This window comes from Eubacterium sp. AM46-8 (assembly GCF_003466705.1).
Classification (GTDB): domain Bacteria; phylum Bacillota; class Clostridia; order Lachnospirales; family Lachnospiraceae; genus Lachnospira.
Window position 1 is genome coordinate 21246 of the sequence record NZ_QSEU01000011.1, and the last position, 13761, is coordinate 35006.

General features: G+C 42.4%; 9 protein-coding genes and 2 pseudogenes. 1 reads left to right on the forward strand and 10 read right to left on the reverse strand.

The window, feature by feature from the left end:
- Window positions 1–58: 58 nt before the first annotated feature.
- From DW963_RS08545 to DW963_RS08560, 4 genes and pseudogenes are all read right to left on the reverse strand, one after another.
- Window positions 59–1213 carry an AAA family ATPase gene (locus DW963_RS08545; RefSeq protein ID WP_009247525.1) on the reverse strand — a complete coding sequence of 385 codons (1155 nt, stop codon included), beginning with the start codon at window positions 1211–1213 and terminating at the stop codon, window positions 59–61.
- Window positions 1203–1537, reverse strand: a pseudogene (locus DW963_RS13680) (plasmid mobilization protein). Before DW963_RS13680 ends, DW963_RS08545 begins: the two are co-directional and overlap by 11 nt.
- On the reverse strand, window positions 1527–2618 hold the full coding sequence (locus tag DW963_RS08555) for a site-specific integrase (protein WP_009247527.1): 1092 nt from the start codon (window positions 2616–2618) through the stop codon (window positions 1527–1529). The pseudogene DW963_RS13680 and the gene DW963_RS08555 overlap by 11 nt, the downstream one beginning before the upstream one ends.
- Entirely contained in the window at window positions 2619–2807 is a 189-nt protein-coding gene (locus DW963_RS08560) for a helix-turn-helix domain-containing protein (RefSeq protein ID WP_009247528.1), read from the reverse strand.
- Window positions 2808–3255: 448 nt separating this feature from the next.
- On the opposite strand from DW963_RS08560, the gene DW963_RS08565 reads away from it, so the two are divergent.
- Window positions 3256–3786, forward strand: a complete 531-nt coding sequence (locus DW963_RS08565) for a helix-turn-helix domain-containing protein (protein WP_009247529.1) — start codon at window positions 3256–3258, stop codon at window positions 3784–3786.
- 292 nt (window positions 3787–4078) lie between these two features.
- On the opposite strand, the gene guaA is transcribed toward DW963_RS08565, so the two are convergent.
- The 6 genes and pseudogenes from guaA to DW963_RS08595 form a co-directional block, all read right to left on the reverse strand.
- On the reverse strand, window positions 4079–5653 hold the full coding sequence (gene guaA, locus DW963_RS08570) for a glutamine-hydrolyzing GMP synthase (protein WP_012740028.1): 1575 nt from the start codon (window positions 5651–5653) through the stop codon (window positions 4079–4081).
- Window positions 5654–5769: 116 nt separating this feature from the next.
- Window positions 5770–7344, reverse strand: coding sequence for an HAD-IA family hydrolase (locus DW963_RS08575; RefSeq protein ID WP_158568681.1), 1575 nt, complete (start codon window positions 7342–7344; stop codon window positions 5770–5772).
- Between the two features lie 85 nt (window positions 7345–7429).
- Window positions 7430–10300, reverse strand: a complete 2871-nt coding sequence (gene uvrA, locus DW963_RS08580) for an excinuclease ABC subunit UvrA (RefSeq protein WP_117915194.1) — start codon at window positions 10298–10300, stop codon at window positions 7430–7432.
- Window positions 10293–12292: pseudogene (gene uvrB / locus DW963_RS08585) on the reverse strand (excinuclease ABC subunit UvrB). Before uvrB ends, uvrA begins: the two are co-directional and overlap by 8 nt.
- 173 nt (window positions 12293–12465) lie before the next feature.
- Entirely contained in the window at window positions 12466–12954 is a 489-nt protein-coding gene (locus DW963_RS08590; RefSeq protein WP_117915091.1) for a S41 family peptidase, read from the reverse strand.
- Window positions 12939–13757 carry a S41 family peptidase gene (locus DW963_RS08595; RefSeq protein WP_117915093.1) on the reverse strand — a complete coding sequence of 273 codons (819 nt, stop codon included), beginning with the start codon at window positions 13755–13757 and terminating at the stop codon, window positions 12939–12941. Before DW963_RS08595 ends, DW963_RS08590 begins: the two co-directional genes overlap by 16 nt.
- Window positions 13758–13761 lie beyond the last annotated feature (4 nt).

The window sequence follows — 13761 nt, forward strand, 5'->3', positions numbered from 1 at the left end:
GACAATGTTTTTCACAGCGTGCTGCTCTCAAAAACATTGACACCTTTGACACCGTTTGTCACGCCGTCTGCTCGGTTTCTTTCCAAAGTGAAACCTTTCTTCCGTCGTGTGTGCGGCTGTTCTGATAACGGATACCGTAATCACGAAACAGCCTGCTTGCGTTGATACTGAGCCTTAAAGAAAGTACATTCGGCTTTATATCCACCGCAAGCCTTTCGCAAAGTTCCGAAGCAGTTCCTTCCCATCTGTCACTTTCCGAAAAGAGCGTATCCGCTATCTTCTCAAGCAGAGGTTCGGGCGGTTCTTTCCACATCTCCGTTTCCGATTTTGCAAAGTTCCACACCAATCGCTCGCTGTCCCTTACAAGATGGATTTTCATATCCTGCTGGTCTCTGCCAGCAACATCAAGTGTGGCATTGTTGGAAGTACGCTTGTCCTTACTGAGAACAAATGCACCGTCTGCCGCACCCATCAGACCATTCGTGCCTGAAATCATATCGAATATATCTTCCGATTTTTGTTTGCGTGTATGATGAACAATAAGCATTGAAACCTTGTAACTGTCTGCCAACGCTTTCAGCCTTGCCACAACATCATAATCACTTGCGTAGCTGTAATCTGCTCCGCCTGCTTCACGCACACGCTTTAAGGTGTCTATGATAATCAAGCCTGTGTCTGGGTGTTCCCTCATAAACCCTCTTATCTGTTCTTCCAGTCCGCCATTGACCGTTTTACATTCCGTTGCGAAATACAGATTGCCTGTCTCCTTTGCACCGAACATCTGAAACAATCGCTTCTGCAAACGTGGGTAATCATCTTCAAGGGCAAAATAAAGCACCGTTGCCTTACGCACCTTATACTCCCAAAGCGGTGTGCCTGTGCTGATATGATAGGCAAGCTGTGCCATCATAAAGCTCTTTCCCACTTTCGGGGAACCTACGAAAAGGTAAGTTCCCCTTTGGAGCAGACCGTCGATAAGTGGTGTCTGAACCTCAAACACCGTATCATACAGCGTTGTCATTGATACTGTTTTCAGATAGGAAGGGTCTAACTGTCTGAGTATTTCCCTTTGCATTTCTTCAAAAGATTGCTCGTACCCCTTGAAATCCGTATCCTGATTGACTATACTATTGTCAGTACATTTGGAAAGTGACTGTTCCGCATCTGTTGCCGCAGATACATTTGGAATAGTCATTTCTTTTTTATTCTCCATTCGCATCCTCTCCTTTCAAACCGCCGAGAATAATGGAAATCAGTTCTATTACACTCAGCAGTTCATCATCCACACCTTTTCCTGCTTCAATCCTTTTCAGTTCCGCAAGGCTGTGGCAAATTCCGTTTTCAACGCCTTATACACTCTCGGATTGCCCTGTACCACCACATCCTGATTTAAGCAACGGCGGTAACAATACTCCTGTTTTGGCAATCCTGATAGAGCTACAGCTCTGTTAATGAGTTCGTTTTCTTCGGGCGATACTCGAAACCCTACTGTGATATTCCTCCAACGATTTTTGTTATCTCTGTTCTTAGCTGACATTTTCAAAATCTCCTTTCCCTAAATCATCTAATTTTTCTGCCATCTCAATCTGCTTTGACGGAAAGAGGTGTGCGTACTGATAAGTAATATCAATACTTTCGTGACCAACTCGGTCAGCAATCGCCACCGCAGAAAAGCCCATATCAATCAAGAGTGAAATGTGGCTGTGACGGAGATCGTGAATGCGGATACGCTTCACGCCTGCCGCCTTTGCCCCTCTGTCCATCTCGTGATGAAGATAGCTTTTCGTCACCGTAAAGATACGGTCTTTCTTCTTCAATCCGTAAAGCATACCGAGATATTCTTTCATTTCCTCACACAGAAACTTCGGCATTTTAATCGTGCGGTTGCTCTTTTTCGTTTTCGGAGAAGTAATCACATCCTGCCCTTTCAAACGCTGATAGGATTTATTGATTGTGACTGTTTCCTTATCAAAGTTGAAATCTGCCGGAGTCAAAGCTAACAGCTCGCCCTCTCGGATACCGCACCAGTAAAGCATTTCAAACGCATAAAAGGAAACAGGCTTGTCCATCATCTCAAAAGAGAATTTCTTGTATTCTTCCTTTGTCCAGAACAGCATTTCCTTGTGTTCCTCACGTCCCATATTTCCCACCTTTGCCGCAGGATTGGAACGCAGTTCATAGTAGCGGACAGCGTGATTGAAAATGGCGGACAACTGATTGTGCAGCGTTTTCAGATACGTCTGTGAATAAGGCTTTTTCTTCTCATCACGATAGGCAAGCATTTCATTCTGCCAAGTAATAATCTCCTTTGTGGAAATCTCGCTGATTTTCAGTTTCCCGAAATACGGAAGTATCTTTGTGCGTATGATATGCTCTTTGGTAAGCCACGTGTTTTCCTTCAAACGGTTCTTCACATCATTGATATAAAGCTCCGTAAAGGCTTCAAAACTCATATCAAGGTCTGAAGAAGTCTGCAATTTGAACATTCTTTCCCATTCCTGTGCTTCTCGTTTGGTAGCAAAGCCACGCTTGCATTTCTGCTTGCGTTCCCCTTTCCAGTTCACATACCTTGCCATCACATACCAAGTACCGTTATCTTCATTCTTAAATACCGGCATTTACATTTCCCCCTTTCCTGCTCCGTAGAGCCTTTCGTAAAAATACTGGCGATTTACACGCCCTGCAATCGTAATAAAGCCCTTTGCTTTCAATTCCTCATTTAATTGTCTGATGAGTTTATATGCATAAGGTTTTGATACGTTTAGTTCCTGAGCCACATCTTCGGCTCGGATAAATCTGTTTTCCATATCCTTTTTCTTCCTTTCTTAAAATAATTTTTTGCTTGCCGCTTTCTCCGTGTTAAAGTTCCAACAGGCACTCCTGCTTGTCGGCAGGCGCTGTGCTGTCCCAATGCACCGCAGTACATCAGGCGCTCGCTCGTATAGGGGTTCCCGAAAAGTCGGAGACTTTTGGGGAAGAGGAGGAGCAGTGCAGCGAATGAGCTTTTGTGCTTGCACACAAGCGAACGATACGGAACTTGCTCCGACGAGGTCTTGGCGGTTTGGCTTTTCGGACGGTCATTCAGTTGTCGCATTAAGCATATTTGTTTAATTCGTAATTTATTTTACTAAACATATTTGCTATTGTCAAGTGGTTGCAAAGAAAATATTAAACATTTTTGTTTCGGTTTTTCTTGACTTCCACTAAACATTTCTGCTATACTTATTTCACTAAATATAAAAGGAGCGTATCATTATGGCTATCAGCGAAAGAATACATTTTTTCAGACTAATGCGTGGTATGACACAAAAGTATCTCGGTACAGCAATCGGTTTTCCAGAAAAGAGTGCTGATGTGCGTTTGGCACAGTACGAAACTGGTACACGCAAACCGAAAGCAGACCTTACAAATGCATTGGCACAGGTGCTTGATGTTTCTCCACAGGCTCTTGATGTTCCTGACATAGACAGCTATATCGGTCTTATGCACACTCTGTTTACCCTTGAAGATATTTACGGTCTTACTGTCAGTGAAGCAGACGGAGAGGTATGCTTAAAGGTCAACAAGGACAAAGGCAGAGAAGCATATGAACTCCTCAAAATGCTGTATGCTTGGAAAGAACAGGCAGACAAGCTATCTTCCGAAGAAATCAACAGAGAAGAATACGATAACTGGCGTTACCATTATCCAGAGTTCGACACCACACAGCGTTGGGCAAAAGTTCCATCACAGGAATTAAGTGACGCTCTCGTGGAAGCATTCAAAGACCACTTGAAAGATAAATAAGCACCTACAGGACCTGCCACTGGCAGCTCCCTACAGATGCTTTGGCAACGACAAAAAAGCCCTTAACTATGGTTATTAACCACAGCTAAGGGCTTAGTTTATAATATGGAATTTGTTCAGAGCCAAGCTCCGAACTTTAGTCTGCAAGCCACCTGTTAATTGTTCCGTTACCCATAAACCACTGGATAACAAGAATAATGGCACTTGCTATGACTGTTATCAATTTGTTATCAAAAGACTAATCGAAATCGCTGAAACCCGCATAAACACTGGCTTTTTTAAGCAACTCGATTTATTCAAACTCAATCGTTCCAGGTGGTTTACTAGTCAGATCATAGAATACTCTGTTGACCCCACGCACCTCATTTATAATTCTGCTCATGACTGTCTGGAGAACCTCAAATGGAATCTCTGCGCTCTCTGCTGTCATGAAATCAATTGTGTTGACTGCACGAAGTGCAACCGCATAATCGTAAGTTCTTTCGTCACCCATAACACCAACGGAACGCATGTTAGTGAGGGCTGCGAAATACTGGTTTGGCATCCATGCTGGAGCCTTGCCGTTAGCTTTCTTGTACTCAGCTACGGCCTTGTCAACCTCCGAACGGTAGATAAAGTCAGCATCCTGAACGATACGAACCTTATCAGCTGTTACCTCGCCGATAATTCTGATTCCAAGTCCCGGACCTGGGAATGGCTGACGGAAAACAAGATGTTCTGGTATTCCAAGTTCAAGACCAGCCTTACGAACCTCATCTTTGAAAAGGTTGCGGAGTGGTTCAATGATTTCCTTGAAATCAACGAAATCAGGAAGTCCTCCTACATTGTGGTGAGACTTGATTACTGCTGATTCACCGCCAAGTCCGCTCTCTACAACGTCTGGATATATAGTTCCCTGTGCAAGGAAGTCAACTGCACCAATTTTCTTGGCTTCTTCCTCAAATACACGGATAAACTCTTCCCCAATAATCTTTCTCTTAGCTTCTGGCTCTGTAACGCCTGCAAGCTTAGAGTAATATCTCTCCTGTGCATTAACTCTTATAAAGTTAAGGTCGAACTGTCCTTCTGGTCCAAATACGCTCTCAACTTCATCGCCTTCATCTTTACGTAGAAGACCGTGGTCTACGAATACGCATGTAAGCTGCTTTCCAATAGCTCTTGAAAGAAGTCCGGCTGCAACAGATGAATCAACACCACCTGAAAGAGCAAGTAAAACCTTGCCACTGCCAACCTTCTCGCGGATTTCCTTAATTGTATTCTCAACAAATGCATCCATCTTCCATGTTCCGGCACATCCGCATACTCCACGAACAAAGTTGTGAAGCATCTTGGTTCCTTCCTGAGTATGAAGAACCTCTGGGTGGAACTGGATTGCATAAAGATTCTTCTCTGTACACTCTGCTGCTGCAACTGGGCAGTCTGCTGTGTGGGCAACAATCTTGAATCCTGGTGCAATCTGTGAGATGTAGTCAAAATGGCTCATCCACACAATAGTTTTCTCTGAGACATCTGAGAATAAAGCGCTGCTCTTATCTACAAATGTTTCTGTCTTTCCATACTCTCTTACTGGTGCCTTCTCAACCTTGCCACCAAGCACATGCTGCATAAGCTGTGCGCCATAGCAAAGACCAAGTACAGGTACACCAAGTTCGAAAAGTTCTTTAGTACATGTTGGCGCGCCATCTTCATAACAGCTGTTAGGACCACCCGTAAGGATAATTCCTTTAGGGTTCATGGCCTTAATCTGCGCCAGGTCTGTCTTGTAAGAATAGATCTCACAATATACATTACATTCACGGACACGGCGCGCAACCAGCTGGTTGTACTGACCACCGAAGTCAATGACAATAACTTTCTCCTGATCCATGATCAATCTCCAATCTTGTGTATTTATATATACATTATAGTTAAACTTGCCACTTATGACAAGCCTTAATTCTCCCCAATTCTTATCTTGCTAATTCTCCTCCAGACAATCCTTATCTATGCATCTTTCTCCCCAATTCTCTTCTTCACATAAGAATCCATCTTCTCTCTGACCATCGCCATCTTTCTGTTGGTCTCCTCATTATCAGAATGAAAATGCATAAGCTTTGCAAGATAGCCCTGTTCGACAGTAATCCGCACGCTCTCATCATACACAAGCTCATAAGCAAGTGATACATGACCAATAACAGTATCAGCCGGTGTGCGTCTTATTGCTTTGAGTATACAGTGTTCCTCATCAAACGCTTCTAACACTTCATCTGTAATATCACTCTTCATGAGTTCTTCAGTCGTAGTGTTATATATTTCTTCAAGCGGAGTATCAATATTAACCTTAAATATATCAACCTTATCAGCGTCACGAAGCACATTGCAGAATGCCTGCTCGCGGCTATTAAGTCCCTGCGGAATTCTGTACATATTGTGACACCTTATTGCAAGCTCAAGCATTTCCATGTCCGATTTATTCAATCTGTCATACAGAAATACTCCATCAGAACTATATCGATCCTCTAATGCTCCTGGCTTGTAGCCTGTACATTTGACCATTCCATTAAGAAAAGTACTGATAAGACCATCTTTGAACAACAGGTCTGCACCGAATTTTGCATGGTCAACAGAGTCCGCATCTGAAAATGTGTTATAACGCTTTATCTGTTCAAATCTTCCAACATCATGAAGCATTCCGGATAACCATGCCAGCTCAACATCATAGGCACACATTCCAGCTGCCTTTGCAATTCTTTCGCACAAAGCTGCAACTCTGTAAGTGTGGTCAATTTTTAATTTAATCTTAGGGTCATCTGCATTATAAGCTGCTGTGTATTCTGCAAATGCTTTCTTAACATGCACTCTGTCAACATACACACGGTTTATCTTGGCATTTTCATAATAACCTTCAACATCAGCAACCTTTCCCTCATTCCATGTGTCTATAATATCAGGCACATCAGATAAAGAATGACACACAACTGAAGTCAGTCTTCGGATGTCATCGTTAATCTCAATAGTATCAGGTATATGAATCACCTTCATGCCTGCTGCATATCCTGCTTTAATGCCATTAATACTGTCCTCAATGACTACACATTCTGATGGTTCACATCCGATAAAGCCTGCTGCCCTTAAGAATATGTCCGGCTCAGGCTTTCCATGCTCAACCTCATCTCCATATACAACACCAGAAAGATAATCCCATGCTCCTATTCTGTGAAGACTCTTTTCAGCACTTGATTTCTGTGTTGAAGTTGCAACAGCACATTTGAGTCCATTATCCTTAATATAATCAAGCAGCATATGAAGCCCCGGCTTAACCGGAACTTCCTCTGTCTCCCTGATTTTGTAGACATGGTCTGTGCGCATTGTCCGCATTTCCCAGTAATCCTGCTCTCCATGATAATAATCATCAAAAAAGCTCTGACTAAGCTTTGCCGGTGCACCTTTAAAACTGTCGATAAGCCATAATGGCATCTCTACATTTTTCTGGGAAGCTGCCCACAGCCAGCCAAGATTAGACTGATTCTCCGTATCAATCATAACTCCGTCCATATCAAAGATAATCCCTTTTATCATAACTGCCTCCATTCTACTCCCCAAAATATCAAACCGACATCCCTTGCATACACTTGCCAGATATACGTTCATTCACTTCTTAATCTTACTTCTCTTCCAGATACTTCTTAACATACTGTCCGGTATAAGACTTCTTAACCTTAACAATCTCCTCAGGCGTTCCCTTGGCAATAACAGTTCCGCCGCGGTCGCCCCCCTCTGGTCCCATATCTATAATATAATCTGCTGTCTTAATAACATCAAGATTATGTTCAATAACAACTACAGTGTTGCCACCCTCTGCAAGCCTGTGAAGGATATTGACAAGCTTGTGGACATCGGCAAAATGCAGACCGGTTGTAGGCTCATCAAGAATATATATAGTCTTTCCTGTGCTTCTTCTTGAAAGCTCTGTTGCAAGCTTGATTCTCTGTGCCTCACCACCTGAAAGCTCAGTTGATGGCTGTCCAAGCTTGACGTAAGACAAGCCAACCTCGTTGAGAGTCTCAATCTTTCTTCTTATACTTGGCACATTTTCAAAGAAATCAACTGCATCCTCAATAGTCATGTCAAGAACATCATATATGCTCTTATCCTTGTATTTTACTTCAAGAGTTTCTCTGTTGTAACGCTTACCCTCGCAAACTTCACAAGGAACATACACATCAGGCAGGAAATGCATCTCTATCTTGATAATACCGTCACCGGAGCATGCCTCACATCTTCCGCCTTTAACATTAAAGCTGAATCTGCCCTTCGTATATCCTCGCTCCTTGGCGTCCTTAGTCGTTGCAAACAGGTCTCTTATCATGTCAAATACACCTGTATAGGTTGCCGGATTAGACCTAGGTGTTCTTCCAATTGGTGACTGGTCAATATTAATAACCTTATCAAGCTGCTCTATTCCGTCAATTCCATCATGGTCACCAGCAATACATCTCGCCCTGTTAAGTGACTTTGCAAGGTGCTTGTAAAGAATCTCATTAACAAGTGAACTCTTGCCTGAACCTGACACACCGGTTACGCATGTGACAACTCCAAGCGGAATATCTACATCAATATTCTTAAGATTATTCTCCCTTGCACCTCTTACCTTAATCCAGCCAGCAGGCTTTCTGCGCTCTGCCGGTACAGGTATCCTGATTCTTCCTGACAGATATGCACCTGTAAGTGAGTCCTTGCATGCCATAATGTCCGCAGCAGTTCCTGTTGCGACAACTTCTCCACCATTTCTTCCTGCACCCGGTCCGATATCCACAATATAATCGGCTGCAAACATAGTATCCTCATCATGTTCAACGACAATAACGGAGTTACCAAGGTCGCGCAAATGTGTCAAAGTTCCCAGCAGCTTGTCATTATCCCTCTGATGGAGTCCGATACTTGGCTCATCAAGAATGTAAGCAACACCTACAAGTCCTGAACCAATCTGTGTAGCAAGCCTGATTCTCTGCGCTTCACCGCCTGACAGAGTTCCTGTAGCACGTGAAAGTGCCAGATAATCAAGACCTACATCTACAAGGAACTTAATTCTTGCCTTGATTTCCTTAAGAATCTCTGCACCAATAAACAGCTGTCTCTCTGAAAGCTTCATATTCTCAAGGAATTCCTGAAGCTTTATAATAGACATGTTAGTAATCTCATATATGTTCTTATCTGCAATAGTAACAGCAAGTGAAGACGGCTTAAGTCTCTGTCCGTGGCAGGCAGAACAAGGTCTTATTCTCATAAATTCCTCATACTGCTGCTTAGTATTATCAGAATATGTCTCTCTGTATCTTCTCTCCATATTTTTAATAAGACCTTCAAATGCGACATCATATACACCCTCTCCGCGCTGGCCTTTATATTTAACCTTTACAGAATGTCCCTTAGTACCATTGATAATAATATCCTTAATATCATCAGGATAATCCTTGAATGGTGTCTTTAATGAAAATCCATATTCCTCTGCAAGTGCATCAAGAACCGCCCTGCTGAAGCTGCCCTCATCCTTAGATGACTGCCATCCCATTCCGACAATAGCGCCTTCATCAATGCTGAGACTCTCATCCGGTATAAGCAGCTCTGCATCAAACTTCATTGTATAACCAAGTCCGAAACAGTCCGGGCATGCGCCAAATGGATTGTTGAACGAAAAGCTTCTTGGCTCAACCTCATCAATACTTATACCACAGTCTGGGCAGGAAAAGCTCTGGCTGAAATTAAGTGTCTCACCATCAATAACATCTACTGTCATAAGACCTTCGGCAAGCTTAAGAGCTGTCTCAATAGAATCTGTAAGTCGTTTCTGGATTCCGTCTCTTACAGAAAGTCTGTCTACAACAATCTCAATATTATGTTTCTTATTCTTATCAAGCTTAATCTCGTCTGTAAGCTCATACATGCTTCCATCAGCAATAACACGCACAAATCCGCTCTTCTTTGCCTGTTCAAACAGCTTTACATGCTCACCCTTTCGTCCACGGACAACAGGTGCAAGAATCTGAATCTTAGTTCTCTCAGGAAGCGCCATAATAACATCAACCATCTGGTCAACTGTCTGTTTGTTGATTTCCCGTCCGCATTTCGGGCAATGCGGAATACCAATTCTTGCATAGAGAAGTCGGAAATAATCATATATCTCTGTAACAGTTCCTACTGTAGAACGTGGATTCCTGTTAGTTGACTTCTGGTCTATAGAAATAGCCGGTGAAAGTCCTTCAATACTGTCAACATCAGGCTTTTCCATCTGTCCTAAGAACTGTCTTGCATATGAAGACAGTGATTCCATATACCTTCTCTGACCTTCTGCATATATTGTATCAAATGCAAGACTCGACTTTCCCGAACCTGAAAGTCCTGTAAGCACAACAAGCTTGTCTCTTGGAATATCAACATCTATTCCTTTAAGATTATGCTCTCTTGCACCCTTTATCCTTATGCAGTTCTTGTAACTGCCTCTTTCTATCTCTTTCTTTAACTTACTATCAGCCATGTTTTTTTCCTTCATAAATATATTTATTAATCTCAATCATCTTGTCACGAAGCTGTGCAGCCTCCTCAAAGTTAAGCTCTGCTGCTGCCTTACGCATGTTCTTCTCAACCTGCGTCTTAACCTTCTCAAGCTCTTTGATGCTCATAGATTCATAATCAACCTTGAGCTTTCCGGAAGCATCACCCGGTTCCGCTGCCTTGCTTATACTTATCAGATCTCTTACTGCCTTCTTGATTGTCTGTGGAGTAATTCCATGCTCATCATTATACTCCTGCTGAATCTTTCTTCTTCGTTCTGTCTCTGAAATAGCCTTTTCCATAGATTCAGTAATCTTGTCTGCATACATGATAACATGTCCCTCTGCATTTCTTGCAGCTCGACCAATCGTCTGTATAAGCGATGTCTCTGTTCTTAAGAAGCCTTCCTTATCAGCATCAAGTATTGCAACAAGGCTGATTTCAGGAATATCCAGACCTTCTCGCAACAGGTTGATTCCAACAAGAACATCAAATCCATCAAGACGCATATCTCTTATAATCTTCTGACGCTCAAGCGTATCAATATCTGCATGAAGATACTTAACCCTGATTCCTGCCTCCTTAAGATAATCAGTAAGGTCCTCCGCCATTCTCTTGGTAAGTGTAGTAACAAGCACCTTGTTCTTCTTGGCAGTTTCCTTATTAATCTCTGATATAAGGTCATCAATCTGTCCTTCAATCGGCTTAACAGTTATCTCCGGGTCAAGAAGTCCGGTAGGTCTGATAACCTGCTCGGTTCTCATAAGTTCATGCTCTGCCTCGTATGTGCTTGGTGTTGCTGATACGAAAAGCATCTGTGAAATCTTGCTCTCAAACTCGCTGAAATTAAGCGGTCTGTTGTCCTTCGCAGATGGCAGTCTGAAGCCATAATCTACAAGCGTAGTCTTTCTTGACTGGTCACCGGCATACATGCCTCGAATCTGCGGAATAGTGATATGCGACTCATCCACAATAATAAGAAAATCATCTGGAAAATAATCCATCAGCGTATACGGAGGACACCCTGCCGGAAGTCCTGCCAGATGTCTTGAATAATTCTCTATTCCTGAACAAAAGCCTGTCTCCTGCATCATCTCTATATCAAAATTCGTTCTCTCTTCAATTCTTTGTGCCTCTAGAAGCTTATCCTCACTCTTGAAATACTTCACTCTCTCGGCAAGCTCTGCCTTAATATTCTCAATCGCAGCGTCCATCTTCTCCTTCTCAACAACATAATGTGAGTTAGGGAATATCGCAATATGTTCAAGAACGCCTTTAACTTCGCCTGTTAGGGAATCTATCTCACTTATTCTGTCCACTTCATCACCAAAGAATTCAACTCTTATGGCATCACCTGATGATGATGAAGGATACACTTCAACAACATCGCCTCTTACCCTAAAGGTTCCTCGCTTAAAATCCTGGTCGTTCCTTACATACTGGATATCAATCAGCTTTCTTATGCAATCATCCCTGTCCTTCTCCATTCCCGGACGAAGCGAAATAACCATGTTCTTATAATCAACCGGCGCACCTAATCCATATATACATGAAACCGAAGCAACGATAATAACATCATTCTTTCAGAAAGTGCCGCTGTTGCCGAATGTCTTAATTTATCAATTTCATCATTAATAGATGAATCCTTCGCAATATAAGTGTCACTCTGAGGTACATAGGCCTCAGGCTGGTAATAATCATAATAGGAGACAAAGTACTCAACCGCATTCTCTGGAAAGAACTCCTTCATCTCCCCATACAACTGCGCTGCCAGTGTCTTATTATGGCTTATAATAAGTGTAGGTTTCTGAACATTCTGTATAATGTTCGCCATTGTAAATGTTTTACCAGAACCAGTTACACCAACTAGAGTCTCAAACTGATTGCCTTCCTCAAAGCCCTTTGTAAGTGCTTCAATAGCCTGCGGCTGGTCGCCCATCGGCTTAAAATCCGAATGTAATACAAATCTGTCCATAAAGCCCTCCCTATTTTGCGAAGCAAAATCCGAACCCCTTGGTGAGGAGAGGGATTTTGCCCTCCTTGTTTTCTGAAAGAAAATGCATTTCCCTCATTATACAATATAACAGCCAAAAAGTACAGAACAAACATTCGATTTGTCCTGTACTTTATTCCATACCTCTATATTCGTTATTCTGCCGCGCTGACACTCATTTTTCCATTGAGATACTCTACTGCTGCCTTCAACTGCACATCTTCAGTCGCATCATCCGGAAGCTCCACAATACTGTCAGGTGTCACTCCCTTGCCGTGAATATCCTGTCCCTTAGGAGTGAAATATTTGGCAATTGTATACTTAACCGCACTTCCATCAGTAAGCGGACGGATTGTCTGCACAATGCCCTTACCAAATGTCTGTGTTCCGATTATCTGTGCCTTATCATAATCCTGCATTGCACCGGCAAATATCTCAGATGCACTTGCACTATTGCCATTTACCAAAACTGCCATCGGAATATTAAGCTCATGATTATCAGAACCTGAATATTCCTGTCTCTTACCAGACTTAGTCTCTGTATACACGATAAGTCCGTTCGGAAGAATATAATCTAGCATATCAGCCACAGTCTTAAGAACTCCGCCAGGATTATTTCTTATATCAATTACAAGTCCTGTAATTCCCTGCTTCTGAGGTCATCAACAGCCGATTTAAACTGCTCTGTTGTAACATCATCAAACTGTGAAATATAAATATAACCTATATTATTCTCAAGCACCTCTGATGAAACAGTCTTAATATCAATCTTGTCTCTTGTAACTGTGAAACTCAGCTTCTCGCCATTTCTCATAACAGTAAGGTTAACATCTGTACCCTTCTCGCCCTTAATAAGGGCAACTGCTACAGAAAGGTCCATTCCTGTAATATCCTCACCATTAACCTCTGTTACCTTATCTCCATTTCTGATACCAGCCTTATATGCCGGTGCATCCTCATATGCCTCTGATATAAGTATTGAACCGTCGTCAGCCTTCTGGCATACAGCACCAATTCCATAGAAAGAACCTGATGTTGACTCCATCATTGACTTATATTCTTCAGGCGTATAATAAACAGTATATTTATCACCATATGCAGCAAGATATGCCTTAAAAATGTTGTCTGCAGCCTTTTCATCATCTACATCATCAAAGTAGAATCCATCTCCAAGCAGCGAATCCAAAGCATTCAGCTTACCTTCAACCTTAGTTCCGATTCCTTCGTTATCACTTGTTCCAACATCCTGAACATATATACGTCCGTCCATTCCAATATGGATATTACCACTTCTTATAAGTCCAATGAATACGCATGACAACGCCAGTATCACAACCAGCAGTGTTGCCACAACACCAATAATAACGCCTTTGCCTAAAGCATGTTTTCTCTTTCGTTCCTGTGCGGCCCCTTCCGAAGAAAAAGGTCTGTTATTATCATATTCCATTGAG